At 62.7% G+C, this 14,636-nt stretch carries 15 protein-coding genes and 1 tRNA gene; 7 read left to right on the top strand and 9 right to left on the bottom strand.

Annotated features, from left to right (window positions below):
• The first annotated feature begins 10 nt into the window (after positions 1-10).
• The 3 genes from argA to PATSB16_RS21275 all read left to right on the top strand — a co-directional run bounded on the left by argA (position 11) and on the right by PATSB16_RS21275 (position 1,997).
• Entirely contained in the window at positions 11-1,366 is a 1,356-nt protein-coding gene (gene argA / locus PATSB16_RS10755) for an amino-acid N-acetyltransferase (RefSeq protein WP_047216476.1), read from the top strand.
• Between the two features lie 49 nt (positions 1,367-1,415).
• Positions 1,416-1,688, top strand: a complete 273-nt coding sequence (locus PATSB16_RS10760; protein ID WP_047214129.1) for an oxidative damage protection protein — start codon at positions 1,416-1,418, stop codon at positions 1,686-1,688.
• Positions 1,689-1,790: 102 nt separating this feature from the next.
• A complete protein-coding gene (locus PATSB16_RS21275; RefSeq protein WP_047214130.1) occupies positions 1,791-1,997 on the top strand; it encodes a DUF6726 family protein in 207 nt (68 codons plus the stop codon).
• 61 nt (positions 1,998-2,058) lie between these two features.
• Here PATSB16_RS21275 and rpiA read toward each other — a convergent pair whose 3' ends face one another.
• Positions 2,059-2,751, bottom strand: a complete 693-nt coding sequence (gene rpiA, locus PATSB16_RS10770; RefSeq protein ID WP_047214131.1) for a ribose-5-phosphate isomerase RpiA — start codon at positions 2,749-2,751, stop codon at positions 2,059-2,061.
• 108 nt (positions 2,752-2,859) lie between these two features.
• Between rpiA and tal the strand changes: the two genes are divergently transcribed.
• Positions 2,860-3,810 carry a transaldolase gene (gene tal / locus PATSB16_RS10775; protein WP_047214132.1) on the top strand — a complete coding sequence of 317 codons (951 nt, stop codon included), beginning with the start codon at positions 2,860-2,862 and terminating at the stop codon, positions 3,808-3,810.
• Between the two features lie 46 nt (positions 3,811-3,856).
• On the opposite strand, the gene rlmB is transcribed toward tal, so the two are convergent.
• The 3 genes from rlmB to PATSB16_RS20860 all read right to left on the bottom strand — a co-directional run bounded on the left by rlmB (position 3,857) and on the right by PATSB16_RS20860 (position 7,412).
• Positions 3,857-4,600, bottom strand: coding sequence for a 23S rRNA (guanosine(2251)-2'-O)-methyltransferase RlmB (gene rlmB, locus PATSB16_RS10780; RefSeq protein WP_047214133.1), 744 nt, complete (start codon positions 4,598-4,600; stop codon positions 3,857-3,859).
• Positions 4,601-4,703: 103 nt separating this feature from the next.
• On the bottom strand, positions 4,704-7,226 hold the full coding sequence (rnr, locus tag PATSB16_RS10785; RefSeq protein ID WP_072628636.1) for a ribonuclease R: 2,523 nt from the start codon (positions 7,224-7,226) through the stop codon (positions 4,704-4,706).
• A 33-nt stretch (positions 7,227-7,259) separates the two neighbouring features.
• Positions 7,260-7,412 (bottom strand): hypothetical protein, encoded by a 153-nt coding sequence (locus tag PATSB16_RS20860; RefSeq protein WP_156884707.1) that lies wholly within the window; start codon positions 7,410-7,412, stop codon positions 7,260-7,262.
• A 13-nt stretch (positions 7,413-7,425) separates the two neighbouring features.
• Here PATSB16_RS20860 and PATSB16_RS10790 point away from each other — a divergent pair.
• Positions 7,426-7,510, top strand: a tRNA-Leu gene (locus PATSB16_RS10790).
• Positions 7,511-7,761: 251 nt separating this feature from the next.
• Here PATSB16_RS10790 and pstA read toward each other — a convergent pair.
• The 3 genes from pstA to pstS form a co-directional block, all read right to left on the bottom strand.
• The gene (pstA, locus tag PATSB16_RS10795; RefSeq protein ID WP_047214135.1) at positions 7,762-8,661 is read right to left on the bottom strand and encodes a phosphate ABC transporter permease PstA; all 900 of its coding nucleotides are present in this window, start codon (positions 8,659-8,661) and stop codon (positions 7,762-7,764) included.
• Positions 8,609-9,568, bottom strand: a complete 960-nt coding sequence (pstC, locus tag PATSB16_RS10800; RefSeq protein ID WP_047214136.1) for a phosphate ABC transporter permease subunit PstC — start codon at positions 9,566-9,568, stop codon at positions 8,609-8,611. The genes pstA and pstC overlap by 53 nt, the downstream gene beginning before the upstream one ends.
• Before the next feature lie 98 nt (positions 9,569-9,666).
• Positions 9,667-10,746 (bottom strand): phosphate ABC transporter substrate-binding protein PstS, encoded by a 1,080-nt coding sequence (gene pstS, locus PATSB16_RS10805; protein ID WP_047214137.1) that lies wholly within the window; start codon positions 10,744-10,746, stop codon positions 9,667-9,669.
• A gap of 409 nt (positions 10,747-11,155) precedes the next feature.
• Between pstS and PATSB16_RS10810 the strand changes: the two genes are divergently transcribed.
• Positions 11,156-11,428, top strand: coding sequence for a BON domain-containing protein (locus tag PATSB16_RS10810; RefSeq protein WP_052892653.1), 273 nt, complete (start codon positions 11,156-11,158; stop codon positions 11,426-11,428).
• A 51-nt stretch (positions 11,429-11,479) separates the two neighbouring features.
• Here PATSB16_RS10810 and PATSB16_RS10815 read toward each other — a convergent pair whose 3' ends face one another.
• Positions 11,480-12,127 (bottom strand): nitroreductase family protein, encoded by a 648-nt coding sequence (locus PATSB16_RS10815; RefSeq protein ID WP_047216478.1) that lies wholly within the window; start codon positions 12,125-12,127, stop codon positions 11,480-11,482.
• A 237-nt stretch (positions 12,128-12,364) separates the two neighbouring features.
• Here PATSB16_RS10815 and PATSB16_RS10820 point away from each other — a divergent pair, with 237 nt between their 5' ends.
• Positions 12,365-13,921 (top strand): SH3 domain-containing C40 family peptidase, encoded by a 1,557-nt coding sequence (locus PATSB16_RS10820; protein ID WP_083566753.1) that lies wholly within the window; start codon positions 12,365-12,367, stop codon positions 13,919-13,921.
• Positions 13,922-13,984: 63 nt separating this feature from the next.
• On the opposite strand, the gene leuD is transcribed toward PATSB16_RS10820, so the two are convergent.
• Positions 13,985-14,632 (bottom strand): 3-isopropylmalate dehydratase small subunit, encoded by a 648-nt coding sequence (gene leuD, locus PATSB16_RS10825; protein ID WP_047214138.1) that lies wholly within the window; start codon positions 14,630-14,632, stop codon positions 13,985-13,987.
• Between the last annotated feature and the right edge of the window lie 4 nt (positions 14,633-14,636).

Raw genomic sequence — 14,636 nt, forward strand, 5'->3', positions numbered from 1 at the left:
TAATCCCAGGATGAACGCTCCGACCCCAAGCCCCTACGACAGCGACAGCGATGAATCGGCCAGCCACGCCCAGTTCGTGGACTGGCTGCGCTCCGTCGCCCCCTACATCCATGCCTTTCACAACAAGACGTTCGTGGTCGCGTTCGGCGGCGAACTCGTCAAGGCCGGCGCACTCGACGCCCTGATCCAGGACATCGCCCTGCTGCACGCGATGGGCATGCATATCGTGATGGTGCACGGCTCGCGGCCGCAGGTCGAAGAGCAGTTGATGCTGCGCAACGTCGAATCGCATTTTTCGCAGGAAATGCGTATCACCGATCCGGCCGCGCTCGAGTGCGCGAAAGAAGCCGCCGGCGAACTGCGCCTGGATATCGAAGCCGCCGCCAGTCAGGGGCTGCCAAATACGCCGATGGCTCACGCGCGCATCAGCGTCGTGTCGGGCAATTTCGTCACGGCACGCCCGGTTGGCATTCTCGACGGTGTCGACTTCCAGCACACCGGCATCGTGCGCAAGATCGACGCGGAATCGATCCGCATGTCGCTGAGCAACGGCAAAATCGTGCTGCTCTCACCGTTGGGTTTTTCGCCGACCGGGCACGCCTTCAACCTGACCATGGAAGACGTGGCCTCCTCCGCCGCGATCGCCTTGAAGGCCGACAAGCTCATCTTCATTACCGAAACGCCGGGCGTGGTCAACGAATACAACGAGCTGCAACGCGAAATGACGCTGGAAGACGCTCAGCGCATGCAGTCACAGAACACGCTGAGCGCCGACGCGGCCTTCTACCTGCGCTACGCCACCCGGGCGTGCCGGGGTGGCGTAGCGCGAGCCCATATCATTCCCTTCGCGCTCGACGGCGGCATTCTGCTCGAGCTCTTTTCGCACGACGGCGTCGGCACGATGGTCTCGTACGAAAACCTCGAGAGCCTGCGCGAAGCCACTATCGACGACGTCGGCGGCATCCTGCAGCTGATCGAGCCGCTCGAGGCGGACGGCACGCTGGTCAAGCGCGGGCGCAATCAACTCGAGCGCGACATCGACCATTTCTCGGTCATCGAACACGACGGGCTATTGTTCGGCTGCGCCGCGCTCTATCCGTACCCGAAGGAAAGGATCGGCGAGATGGCGTGCCTGACGGTATCCCCCGATGCACAAGGCACTGGCGACGGCGAACGCCTGCTCAAGCATATCGAGCAGCGCGCCCGCGCGCGTGGACTGGAGCGGTTGTTCGTTCTGACCACACGCACCGAACACTGGTTTCTCAAGCGCGGTTTCGTCAAAGCCGGACTGGACGACTTGCCGGACGACCGGCGCCGTCTGTACAACTGGCAACGCCGCTCTCTGATTCTGATGAAAAAACTCTGACCGCACCGTCGGTCGTCACCCTATTCGAATTTATTGCAAGGAGCTGACCATGGCCCGCACCATTCAATGCGCCAAACTTCACAAAGAAGCCGAAGGACTCGATTTTCCGCCGATCCCCGGCGAGCTGGGCAAGCGCATCTATGAAAATATCTCCAAAGAAGCCTGGCAGGGGTGGCTCAAGCAACAGACCATGCTGATCAACGAAAACCGCCTGAACATGGCCGACGTCCGGGCTCGCCAGTACCTGCTCAAGCAAACCGAGAAGTACTTCTTTGGCGAAGGAGCCGACACAGCCGCCGGCTATGTGCCGCCGCAGGGCTGAACCCGGCCCGAGCATTTGCCCAGCCGGCGCATCCGCTCCGGCTGGCGCACTTACAGTTTTTCACACTTTCGGACTCCAACCTCACAGACAGCCGCCTGGAAAATGCGTAAGCTGGCAGCATCGAATCAGCGGATAGCGAGGTCAAGCGTGAGGGCACTTGTCGGTGTCGTGCTTTTGAGTATGCTCAGCGGATGCGGGCTCATGGCCGCGCCATGCCGCGTTGCATCGGCCGGCCTGAAGATCATCCCGGTGGTCGGTCATGCGGCGGCCGTCCCCACCGACGCCTGCGCCACCGCCATCGATCCGTAAGATAAGCGACCCGATGGCGCTGCCGCAAACACCAAGCCCGCCTCGCGCGGGCTTGGTTTTTTCAGGCGCGGTAGGTCGCGCGCTGCACGCCCTGCGGCGTGCCCATCAAGCAGATGTCCGCACCGCGTTGCGCGAACAGGCCGACCGTAACCACGCCAGGAATCTGGTTGACTCGCGTCTCCAGGGCAACCGGATCCTCGATTTGCAGACCTGACCAATCGAGAATCACATTACCGTTGTCGGTCAGATACGGCTTGCCGTCCGCAGTACGCCGCAAGGCTGGCGCACCGCCCTGTGCCGCCAGAGCTCTCGTCACCGCCGCCTGGGCCATCGGGATGACCTCCACCGGCAGCGGAAACGCCCCCAGCACCGGCACCAGCTTGGACGCGTCGACCACGCAAACGAACTCGCGCGCGATCGACGCGACGATTTTCTCGCGTGTGAGCGCGCCACCGCCCCCCTTGATCATATGACCCTGCGCATCGATCTCATCGGCCCCGTCGACATACACCGGCAGGTTATCGACCTCGTTCAGATCCAGCACCGCGATGCCATGTGCGCGCAATCGCGCGGTACTGGCTTCAGAACTCGACACCGCGCCGCGATACCGGTCCTTGATCGCCGCCAGCGCGTCGATGAAACAGTTGGCCGTCGATCCGGTGCCCACGCCGATGACCGCACCGGATGCAACGTTCTGCTGCACGTAATCGGCCGCCGCTTGACCCACCAGCCGCTTGAGTTCATCCTGATTCATAGGGAGATTCGACAAAATTTGATAAAGTCTGAAGTTTACCGGAGCCGCCAAAGCGCTGCTCGTTTTTTACGCGCATCAGCCGCTTGCGCGTTGGGAGATGCCCCCCCTATGAATCAACTGGAACAGCTCAAACAGCACACCGTCGTAGTTGCCGACACTGGCGACTTCCAATTATTGCGCGCCTATACGCCGCGTGATGCGACGACCAATCCCTCGCTCATCCTGAAAGCCGTTCAGAAAGACGAGTACCGGCCGCTACTCGAGCGCACCCTGACGGATCACCGCGGATTGCCCGCACGCGACCTGATCGATCGTCTGCTGGTCGCATTCGGACGCGAAATTCTTGCGATCGTGCCGGGCCGGGTCTCCACCGAGGTCGATGCGCGCCTGTCATTCGACATCGAGGGCACGCTCGTCAAAGCCCGCCAACTCATCCATCTCTATGAGTCGGCCGGCGTCTCGCGTGAGCGCGTGCTGATCAAGGTCGCCTCGACCTGGGAAGGCATTCGCGCCGCCGAAATCCTGCAGCGAGAAGACATCCGCTGCAACATGACGCTGCTGTTCTCGCCGGTGCAGGCGGCCGCGGCCGCCGAAGCGCGCGCCCAATTGATCTCGCCGTTCGTCGGCCGCATCTACGACTGGTACAAGCGGGCCGCCGGTCCGCAATGGGACGAGGCCGCAATGGCCGGCGCCAACGATCCGGGCGTACAGTCGGTCGAGCGCATCTATCGCTACTTCAAACACTTCGACTACCGCACCGAAGTGATGGGTGCGAGCTTTCGCAACACCGGCCAGATTCTCGCCCTGGCGGGCTGCGACCTGCTCACCATCAGCCCCGACCTGCTCGAAAAACTGCAGCAAACGGAAGGGGAAGTCCCGCGCCGCCTCGACCCCGCGTCGGCGCACGAGACGGCCATGGAGAAACTGGCCACCGACGAGCGCAGTTTCCGCTACCAGCTGAACGACGACGCAATGGCCACGGAAAAGCTTGCCGAGGGCATCCGCATATTCGCCGCCGACGTGATCAAGCTGGAAAAACTGGTCGCGTCACGGCAATGAGCGATCGTCGGCGCCCCCGACACGCAGCTGTCGAGGCGCGCCGAGTCTAGCGCGCGGCGTTCCGCTGACGCACCGCTTCATACAGGCACACGGCGCTGGCCACCGAAACGTTCAGGCTTTCGACGCTGCCGGCCATCGGGATGCGCATCAGCTCGTCGCAGGTCTCTCGCACCAGCCGGCGCATACCCTCGCCCTCGGCGCCCATCACCAGCGCCAGCGGGCCGGCAAGTTTGGTCTGATAAATATCGTTGGGCGCATCGTCGGACGTGCCGACCACCCAGATCCCCCGCTCCTGCAACTCGCGCAAGGTGCGCGCCAAATTGGTCACGGTGATGTACGGCACCGTCTCGGCTGCGCCGCTGGCGACCTTCGCGGCCGTCGCGTTCAGGCCCACGGCCCGATCCTTGGGGGCAATCACCGCGTGCGCGCCGGCGCCGTCGGCCACCCGCAGACACGCTCCCAGGTTATGTGGATCGGTCACGCCGTCGAGCACCAGCAGCAACGGGGGTCCGACGATACCGTCGAGCAATTCGGCCAGATTCAGCGCCAGCGCGACTTCGGCCGCGCGAGCCACCACGCCCTGATGCCGGGCGCTGCCGGCCAGACCTTGCAAACGCTGCGCGTCGGCGGCGATCAGCCGCACTTTCGCGCTCTCGGCCTGCTGCAGAAAATCCAGCATGCGCCGGTCGCGTCGGCTCGCATCGTAATAGATTTCCTCGATACTGGAAGCGTCATGGCGCAAGCGCGCCGTAATGGCATGAAAGCCGAACAGCAATTTAGGGTGACTCATGGAATTTCCGATACAAAATAAGCCCGCATGATACGCCGCGAGCGACCGGTGGCATCCGCCAAACCCGCACGCCCGGTCGCATCAATGGCGCATCAACAGGACATCAGTGGCGCGTCTTGGCTCGCTTGGACGACGCGCCGTCGCTGCGCTTGGCAGGCGCACCGCCGCGGCTACCACCCCGTGCGCCACGCTTGGCCGCACCCGATGCCGTCTTTGCCTTTGTGGTCTTTTTCTCGCCGCGCGACGAAGCGGGCAACGCTCTGATCGTGGCGCCATCGCCCACCTGATCGTGCTCCGGCATCTGCACCGCCTTGGGCTGCCCCTTGCCCGCCGGCTTGCGACTGGCTTCCCGCACCAGGCGGAAATCGATCTTGCGCGCATCGAGGTCGACCCGGCTGACCTGGACCCGAACTCGATCGGTCAGGCGGTAGCGGATTCCGGTGCGCTCGCCGCGCAACTCATGCTTGACCTCGTCGAACTGAAAATAATCGGCACCCAGCTCCGTCACGTGCACCAAACCCTCGATAAAAAGCTCATCGAGCTGCACGAAAATGCCGAACGACGTCACGGCACTGACCGTGCCGCCATACTCCTCGCCCAGCTTGTCGCGCATGAAGTAGCACTTGAGCCAGGCCTCGACGTCTCGCGAGGCCTCGTCGGCACGGCGCTCGTTGGCCGAGCAATGCAGCCCCAGTTCCGCCCAGATGGCTTCTCGCTTATTTGCTTTGGCCGCAGTCTTGCCCTGCTCCTCGTCTTCCTTCTGCAGGCGACGCGCCGCCGGCGACAGGCTGGTATTGAGCGCCACCGCCCCGGGCACCTGCGGCTGGTACTTGCGCCCGGCCAGCACCGCCTTGATGCCGCGGTGCGTCAGCAAGTCCGGGTAACGGCGAATCGGGCTGGTGAAATGTGCATAGGCCGGATACGCCAGGCCAAAATGGCCGACATTGTCCGGGCTATAGACCGCCTGCTGCATGGAGCGCAGCAGCATGACCTGCAGCATCGGCGCGTCAGGGCGATTCTCGACCTGCGTCATCAGCGCCGCATAATCGCTGGTCTGCGGCGTGTCGCCACCGCCCAGTGCCAGGCCCAGCGACTTGAGGAAGGTCCGCAGGGTTTGCAGGCGTTCGCCGGACGGACCCTCGTGAATCCGGTAAAGGCAATGTTGCTTGTTGCGCTTGAGAAAATCCGCGGCACAAACGTTGGCCGCCAGCATGCACTCCTCGATCAGCCGGTGGGCATCGTTACGGGTGCGCGGCAAAATCTGCTCGATCTTGCCTTGCGCATTGCACACGATGTAGGTTTCGGTCGAATCGAACTCGATCGCCCCACGCGTCTGGCGCGCCTTGGCCAGCACCTTGTAGAGTTCGTAAAGATTCTGCAAGTGCGGCAACAGCGCGGCGCGGCGCTGCGCCTCGGGCCCCTTGGTGTTGCCCAGCACCGCGGCAACCTCCGTATAGGTCAGGCGGGCCGCCGAGTGCATCACCGCCGGATAGAATTGATAAGCCTTGATCTCGCCGTTCATGGCCACGGTCGCATCGCACACCAGCACGCAACGGTCGACCGCCGGGTTCAGCGAGCATAATCCATTCGACAGCTTTTCGGGCAGCATCGGGATCACCCGGCGCGGGAAATACACCGACGTGCTGCGCTCGATCGCATCGATATCCAGCGCATCGCCCGGCGTCACGTAGTGCGACACATCGGCGATCGCCACGATCAGGCGGTAACCGTTGGTTCGCCCGATTTTGCAGGGTTCGCAATACACCGCGTCGTCGAAATCGCGCGCATCCTCGCCATCGATCGTCACCAGCGGCAAATCGCGCAGATCGATGCGATGCCGCAGGTCGGCCGCGCGCACCTCGTCGGGCAAAGCGCCCGCACTGGCCAGCGCCTGCGGCGAGAACTGATGCGGCACGCCATACTTGCGCACTGCGATCTCGATCTCCATGCCGGGGTCGTCGATTTCGCCCAGGACTTCCACCACGCGCCCCACCGCCTGGTTATAGCGGCTGGGATAGTCGGTCAGCTCGACGCAGACGACCTGCCCCACTTTCGCCTTGCCCTGCGAGCGCGGCGGAATCAGGATGTCATGGCCAATCCGCTTGTCCTCGGGCGCCACGATCAAGGTACCGTTCTCGTTGAGCAGGCGGCCTATCACGGTGGTATTGGCGCGTTCGGTCACCTCGACGATATGCCCCTCGGGCCGCCCGCGCCGGTCATGGCCGGTAATGCGCAACAAGACCCGATCGTTGTGCATTACCTTTCTCATCTCGTCGATGGAAAGATACAGATCGTCGCCGTCGTCGTCGCGCACCGCGAAGCCGAAGCCATCGCGATGCCCCACTACTCGACCTGAAATAAAGTTCGACGGATGCGTCAGTTGATAATGTCCTTGTCGATCGATCCGGACCTGATCGTCGCGCTCCATCGCTGCCAGCCGCTTGAAGAACCCCTCGCGCTCCTGCCGTTTGATGGCCAGCGCTTCGGCGATGTCGTGCGCACTGAGCGGCGCATCGGCCGTACGCAGTGCGCCGAGAATCTCTTCACGGCTTGGAATGGGATAGGGAAATTTGCTCAAGGGTTTTTCTATCGAGAACCGGTTTCTTCCGGTGAAGTGGCGCCCCATGCGCCGACGGTCTGCCCGTCTGAATCGTTCCAATCATACGGCAAAGCCCGCAAAATCTGCCACCGCTTGCGCAAAAGCGAGATCCCGGCCGCGCGCCGCCGGCTGCCGCCCAATAAATTTCATCGAAACCCGGCCAAAGCTGTTGACAAGGCCATCAGAACCCTTAAAATAGCGCTTCTTCGCCAAAACGAAGACACCTGCCCAGGTGGCGGAATTGGTAGACGCACTAGTTTCAGGTACTAGCGGGTAACTCCGTGGAGGTTCGAGTCCTCTCCTGGGCACCAAATACAAAGGCTTGCGCAAGCAAGCCTTTTTCATTTTCAGGGCCAGGAAGCAAAGTGCCTGCGCACTTTGCGCGAGGACTTGAAAGGTGGCGCATGCAAAGCAGCGCCGGGGTCGCGCCCGGGTCACCGAGTCCTCTCCTGAACACCAAATACAAAGGCTTGCGCAAGCAAGCCTTCGTCGTTTGTCGAACCTTTGAGGTGCAGCGCCACGCAGTCGGGACGGTCCCGACGATACCGTCCCCCGGCCCCTGTCAGCCGTTCTCCCGCACGCGCATGAGGATGCGCGCCGCGACATTGATCGCCAGCACCATCGCGATCACCATGAATGCGGCGGCATAGGCCAGTGCGTGGGCCGAGGCAAAAGGCTGGTTGATGAAGCTCCAGATCACGTACGTCAGGTAGCCTATCGGCTCGTGCGTCAACTGGCCATTCCACACGTAGTTGGACCAGCCTGCGGTGTAAATCAGCGGCGCAGTCTCACCCACCGAAATCGCCAGTGACAGCAGAATGCCGGTCACCACGGCCGAGCGGGCAGCCGGCAGCAGCACGCGAAATACGACCTGATGTTCCTTGCAACCCAACGCGTAGGCGGCCTCGCGCAAGCTGGCGGGGTTCTGGCGCATGGCCAGTTCGGTAAACCGCGTGACATAGGGCACGATCAGCACAGCCAATGTAATCGCACCAGCCAGCGCCGAGAACTGCCATCCCAGGCCGATCACGAGCGTCACGTAGCTGAAGTAGCCCAGTACGATGGAAGGCACACCCACCAGCACGTCGGCCAGGAACCGCGCGGTCTTGCCCCAAGGGCCTTGACCGTATTCGGCCAGGTAGATGCCCGCCGCGACACCGATCGGCGCGGCGAACAGGATCGCGCCGCCGCTAAGCACCAGGGTGCCCTCGATGGCATTGAGCAGGCCACCGCTGATGCCGTTGGTCACCTGAGTAAACAGACTCCAGGACAAAGCGTTGAAGCCGCGCTCGAAAACCGTCCAAATAATATCGGCCAGCGGCACCACGACCAGCGCGAACGCCATCGCGCAGAACACGGCAAAAACGCCATTGACGATGGCGCGCTTGCGCTGCAGCGCGCGGCGCGCTTCAGGCACGGTCGGCCAGGCGGACTTGAGAGGTGAGTAGGCGGGCGATGACATTGACAATGACCGCAATAACGAGCAACACCAGGGCGATTTCCGCAAGCGAACGCACGGCCATCCCGCTGGGATCCTGCAGCGCGCTGTCGAGCTGGGATGCGATGAAGGCCGCCATGCTGGTAATCGGGCTATAGAGCGTGTGAGGCAAATAATTCAGCGCGCCGCCACTGACCATCAGCACGGCCATGGTCTCGCCCAGCGCGCGCCCCAGGGCCAGAATCACCGAGCCGATTAACGGCACGCGTACGGCGGGCAACAGGATCTTGCCAATCATCTCGGCACGCGTGGCGCCCAGCGCGAAGCACGACTCGCGCAACTCGCGCGGGACTCGCTGCATGGACTCCACCAGCGTGCTCGATATCACCGGCACGACCATCAGCGCGAGCACCAGGCCGGCGGTCAGCAATCCGTAGCCACTGGTGGCCGTACCGGAAAAGAAAGGAATGAAGTGCAACAGATCGGCCAGCGCCGGAGCGATATGCCGGAGAACCAGCGGCGCCAGCACCTCCAGGCCCCACAGACCATAGACCACGCTGGGCACCATGGCGAGCAGCTCGACCAACTGCGACAGCGCCGCACGCACCCTGCCGCGCGAATACTCACTGAGAAAGAACGCAACGCCCATGCCAATCGGCACGGCGAGCAGCAGCGCGATCGCCGAGCTGGCCAAGGTGCCGACCACGAACACCCAAATGCCGTAGTGCGCGCCCACGGCGACCTGATATCCGTCCTGAGCGATCGGATCCGCATACAGATTGCCCAGACTCCAGGTTTTCGAAAACAGGAATCCCAGGCCATTGAAACGGATAGCCGGCCACGAATAGGCCGTCAGAAATACGAATATCGCCAGCAGCAGCAGCGGAATGATCCCGGTGACCACCTGCAGACTCAAACGAAACGATCGCATGGTAGTAATGGCTTTTTTACTGCGTCTCGACTTCGATTCAGGCTGCTGCGCCTTATCGTCCAGCGATAAGGCGCAGCCCGTCAAACGTTACTGCCGCGTTACTGGATCTTGGCGATCTGCGCTTTGCTGAGCTCGGCGATCTTCGCCGGCAACGCCACGAATCGCACTTGATCCAGGAAGGTTGCCGCGCTGCCGCCGGCCGGGCTCACCGCCCAGTTCAGCAGATCGCGCACGGCCTTGGCCGTTTCCGGATTGGCTTGCTTGGCGTTGACGATTGCGTATTCGTAGTTGATGATCGGATACGAATGCGCGCCCGGCGCGAACACCAGACTAATGCGCTCGTCGGCCGGCGTCTTGGCCGTCAGTTGGCTGGCCGCCGCGTTGACGGTCTTGGCCGTCGGCAGCACGAAGTTGCCGGCGCGGTTTTTCAGTTGCGCCGTGCCGAGCCCGGCCTTTTGAATTTCGTTATGAAAGCTCACGCCGATGTAGGCAATCGAATACGGCGTTTGCTGGCTGGCCTGAACCATGCCGGGGTTGCCGTTCGCGCCCACGCCACCCTGCACCGCGGGCCAGCTGATGGTCGTGCCGTAGCCCACGCTCTTGTTCCACGTGGGAGTGGAGAACGACAGGTACTGGCTGAAAATGAACGTATCGCCGCTGCCGTCCGTGCGGTGAATCGGCACAATGGCGTGGTTCGGCAGCGCCACGCCCGGATTCAGCGCCTTGATGCGCGGATCGTTCCAGGTCTTGATCGAACCGTCATAGATGCCTGCGAGCACCGGGCCATCGAGCTTGAGCGACTTCTTGTTCAGATTCGGGATGTTGTAGTTGATCGTCTGCGCCGAGATCGCCAGAGGAATATTGAGAATGCTGGGATTTTGCTTGATCTGCGCGTTGCTCATATAGGCATCCGAAGCGCCGATCTGCGCCACGCCGGAGATCGCCTCGGCAATGCCGGTGCCGCTGCCCGTACCTTGCGTGGTGATCTTGACGTCCGGGTTGGCCTTGGCAAACGCGGGCACCCAGAGATTGAACAGCGGATACAGCAGCGTCGAGCCGGTTTCCAGCAGATTGGTTTGCGGCACTGCATTGGCGGCGATCGGCAGAACGCCTGCCACTGCAAAACTTGCGATAGCGAAAATGTGCTTCAGGTGATTACGGCGATGTCGAACTGACATGGGTCTCTCCGCGGTTTAAGTGCTTATTAAAAATCGAATCGCTGCGCGTACTCGATGTCCATACAACTACTTGCCATTTCCTGATTTCCACACCGTGAGATTCCCGTTCACACGGCGCATTGGGCCACCAGCGAGCGCGGCACCCTTATGAGTGCTGGATCGTAGGTTCAAAATATGACATTAGGATGACAGTCAACAATTGCCACGATTATCTTGCCCCGCGGTCGCGGCTCGCGGCTCGCGGCTCGCGGCTGCGTGAATAGTCCTGCACCGATCGATGCACCCGTTGGCCGGCCATGACGCAGATCAATATCGGGAAACCTGTTCGACGTATTTTGAGAAAGTGTCTCGATGCCATCCAGAATGGCTTGAGCATGACGAAACGATCGAGACAAATCGGAGAGCGGCAATGAACACCGACATGCACGAGAAACAGGATACTGGAACAGGCTCCGACGAGCCCCTTGCCCATTCGCCAGCCGTTGAAATCGGCAGAAAGATCGAGGCGGCGCTGCAGCTATACGCACGGCTCGAGTCCCAATACATCCAGGTCAGCATGCGTGACGGCACCGTGATATTGCGCGGCGAAGTGGACTCCAGCGCCGAAAAATCAGTGGCATTCGACGCCGCGCGGTCCTCACCGGGCGTACAGGTGGTGATCGACGAATTATTGGTGAGATGACAAGCGCCCGGCCAACGCCCGGCATGCCGCCGGGCTTGCCATCCACTGCGTCTACGGGTGAACGGGTACGCCGACCGTTTGCGCCAGGATCGGCACCTCGTCCTCGTTCAAACCAATGGCCTCGGCCAGATTGCGTCGGTTGAGCCAGCCCCGTACCACTGCGCCCAAACCGCTCGCGGCGCAGTAAAGAGAAACGTTCTGCGCAATCGCGCCTGCCGTCGCCGCAGAGAAAATGTCGCGTTGCTGCGCAGGCATGTCCAGCAGGCGGCCGTAATTGACGACATACACCAGATCGAGCGGCGCACGCCCGACAAAATCCTGATACCCGGTCAGATTGCGCGCATCCACGGCGCGCTTGAGCTTCAGCTTGTGCGTACCCGGCTCGTAGCGGTAGACACCCTCGGGCAGCGCGGCGTAAATATCGATCTCCTGCACGCCATGCGGGGATGGCGCCGTGCGGCCGCCGCCGGTCGCCCGATTCACGCCATCGGCCGCCCACAACAACTCGGCCAACTGCTGCTGCGTGAGCGTCTGCGCGGTAAAATCGCGCACGCTGCGGCGCGATGCCAATGCGCTCATGAGCGCAGGCCCAGCGCCCAATGCGGGCTGGGGCAGCGCGATTTCCGTCAACGCGCTTTGGGTCAACAGCGCCGGAGCCGGTACCGCCGGTTCGTAGCGCAACAATTGCGAAGTCGTCATCTCAATCTCCCGAAGACCTGCCTCGATGGCCTGGCACGATGCCACGCCGGATCGCGCGTTGCGGCCCTGTGCCGAACGCATCGCGGCATGCCGACAAGCCTGCCACGCGGCCAATCAGGAGTTTTGACCAGGATCAAGCCGGACATAGAGTCCTGCGAGTCGTCTGGGCGGTGCATTGCGTTGCGGCAAATCGTCGTATCATCACAGCCCATATATCCATCAGCGAATCCCTTGCCCATGACTGTCCCAGTCCGCTCTTCAGCTCGCCCTCGCCAGCGTGTCGCTGCGCGGGCGGCTCATGTGTGGCGTGCACTGGCCATTGCCGGATGCCTGGCGCTGGCCGGCTGCGCGAGTGCACCGGTCTCCGCCCCCGCGTCGGCGGCGCTCGACCGCGTCAGCCTTTTCCCAATGACCGACTACGATCAAAACGTCGATCGCTGGATTGCGCCGGACAGCCCGGATTACGACCAACCTTTCCTCAGCGCGGCAGACCAGCAGGCGCACTTGCTCGCGCTCTACGCGCGCTATTTCGGCACCGCCGCCAACGACCCGTCGCCATGGAATTCCGCTTATGTGGACGCCCGCGTCTACCGCCAGCTTGGCAGCGACATCGTCGCCCTGCAGCAGCGCCGCATCGAGCGTTTCGACAATACCCGGCAGACGGGCCGGCGCATCGGCTACGGGCAGAACTTCCGGCCGCACACCAAGGCATGGATCGACGCAATCGCGCAAAACATGAATGTCGGACAATTCGAGAATGCGCCGAGCTTCCAGCCGGGGCGCAGGGCGATAGCCACCGGCAATTTGATGGTGCGCGAACTGCCGACCATGGACCCATCGTTCTACAGCCGCCATCTCGCCGGCGAAGGCTATCCGTTCGACAATCTGCAGATATCGGCGATCCGCCCCGGCACCCCGCTCTATGTGCTCGGCACCAGCGTCGATGGCGGCTGGGACTACGTGCAGACCCCCGACGTGCAAGGCTGGGTGCGTAGCCGGGGTGTGGCTGCCGTGGACGACGCCTTCGCCAACGCCTGGCGCACGGCGGCCCGACACGCGCTGGGCGCCGTGATCGCTGCCTCCGCGCCGGTGCGCGACACCCAAGGTGTGTTCCGTTTCGACGCGCCGGCCGGCACGCTGCTGCCCGTGCTGGCCGGCCCCGCGCCCGGGCAGCATACAGCCATGGTGCCCGGGCGTGACATCGACGGCCGCGCGGTTATCCGCGCCGCACTGCTGGATGATGCGCAAATCGTCCCGATGCCATGGCGCGCCACGCCACGGCACCTCGCGACACTGCTCAAGGCGCTGATCGGCCGGCCTTACGGGTGGGGAAATACGGGGCTGTACAACGATTGCTCGTCGGAATTGCAAAGCATTTTCGCGGCGTTCGGCGTGTGGCTGCCGCGCCATTCGTCATCGCAAATGAGTGCGGGCGACATGACCGACCTGTCCGGCGACTCGCCGGCCCAGCGCCTGGCCATTCTGATGCGCGAAGGCAAGCCGATGCGCACCCTGATCTATATCGGCGGGCACGTCATGCTGTATCTGGGCAAGGTCCAGCGCGGGGGCCACCTCGTGCCGCTCGTCTATCAGGATATCTGGGGGCTGAGTCCGGCCGACAACAGCCGCCGGGCGGTGATCGGCGGCTCGGTCATCACGCCGCTGTTGCTCAATATTCCGGAAGATCCGGCGCTGCGCTCGCTCGCCGCGACCTCGACCTTCCGGATCAGCATCATTGGCCCGGCTGGCGTCGGTGCGTCCGTGCCGGCCGACGACGACGACCCTGCCAGTTGAGCGACCCGCGGCAGCCTGCTCCGCGGTGCTGCCGCGCTTCGCCAGATCACTGGCGAGACCCCCTCAAACCGGGTTGGCCAACCACGGAAATCGGGCCATGTGCTGTTGCTCGAAGCCGCGAATCGTCTCCGTCTGACGCAAGGTCAATGCGATATCGTCGAAGCCGTTGAGCAGGCATTCCTTGCGAAACGGATCGACGTCGAAACCGATCTCGATCGCCCCGTCCAGCGTCCTGACGGTCTGCCGCTCGAGATCGACTTCAAGTTGCAGCGCACCAGCAGCCTGTGCGGCCACGAACAAACGCTCAACGTCTGCTTCGCCCAGCACGATCGGCAGCAGGCCGTTCTTGAAGCAATTGTGGAAAAAGATGTCGGCAAAGCTCGACGCGATCAGCACCCGAAACCCATATTGTTCGAGCGCCCACGGCGCATGCTCGCGCGACGAGCCACAACCGAAGTTGGCGCGAGCCAGCAGTATCGACGCCCCCTTCAAATCGGGCCGATTCAGCACGAACGATTGATTCACCGGCCGCTTCGAGCAATCCTGCCCCGGCTCGCCGTGATCGAGATAACGCCATTCGTCGAACAGATTGACGCCGAACCCGGTGCGCCGGATGGATTTGAGAAACTGCTTCGGAATAATGACGTCGGTGTCGACGTTGGCACGGTCGAGCGGTACGACGATGCCGGTATGTTGAGTCAGAGGTTTCATCGAA

It is taken from the genome of Pandoraea thiooxydans (assembly GCF_001931675.1).
Lineage (GTDB): Bacteria > Pseudomonadota > Gammaproteobacteria > Burkholderiales > Burkholderiaceae > Pandoraea > Pandoraea thiooxydans.

Bases quoted from the DNA above. Each gene is read 5' to 3' on its own strand.
- PATSB16_RS10820 (WP_083566753.1), top strand. From the start codon at position 12,365: ATGACTGTCCCAGTCCGCTCTTCAGCTCGCCCTCGCCAGCGTGTCGCT.
- pstC (WP_047214136.1), bottom strand. From the start codon at position 9,568: ATGCGATCGTTTCGTTTGAGTCTGCAGGTGGTCACCGGGATCATTCCG.
- PATSB16_RS21275 (WP_047214130.1), top strand. From the start codon at position 1,791: ATGCGTAAGCTGGCAGCATCGAATCAGCGGATAGCGAGGTCAAGCGTG.
- rlmB (WP_047214133.1), bottom strand. From the start codon at position 4,600: ATGAGTCACCCTAAATTGCTGTTCGGCTTTCATGCCATTACGGCGCGC.
- PATSB16_RS10760 (WP_047214129.1), top strand. From the start codon at position 1,416: ATGGCCCGCACCATTCAATGCGCCAAACTTCACAAAGAAGCCGAAGGA.
- PATSB16_RS10815 (WP_047216478.1), bottom strand. From the start codon at position 12,127: ATGACGACTTCGCAATTGTTGCGCTACGAACCGGCGGTACCGGCTCCG.
- PATSB16_RS10810 (WP_052892653.1), top strand. From the start codon at position 11,156: ATGAACACCGACATGCACGAGAAACAGGATACTGGAACAGGCTCCGAC.
- pstS (WP_047214137.1), bottom strand. From the start codon at position 10,746: ATGTCAGTTCGACATCGCCGTAATCACCTGAAGCACATTTTCGCTATC.
- rnr (WP_072628636.1), bottom strand. From the start codon at position 7,226: ATGGGGCGCCACTTCACCGGAAGAAACCGGTTCTCGATAGAAAAACCC.
- argA (WP_047216476.1), top strand. From the start codon at position 11: ATGAACGCTCCGACCCCAAGCCCCTACGACAGCGACAGCGATGAATCG.
- rpiA (WP_047214131.1), bottom strand. From the start codon at position 2,751: ATGAATCAGGATGAACTCAAGCGGCTGGTGGGTCAAGCGGCGGCCGAT.
- tal (WP_047214132.1), top strand. From the start codon at position 2,860: ATGAATCAACTGGAACAGCTCAAACAGCACACCGTCGTAGTTGCCGAC.
- leuD (WP_047214138.1), bottom strand. From the start codon at position 14,632: ATGAAACCTCTGACTCAACATACCGGCATCGTCGTACCGCTCGACCGT.
- pstA (WP_047214135.1), bottom strand. From the start codon at position 8,661: ATGTCATCGCCCGCCTACTCACCTCTCAAGTCCGCCTGGCCGACCGTG.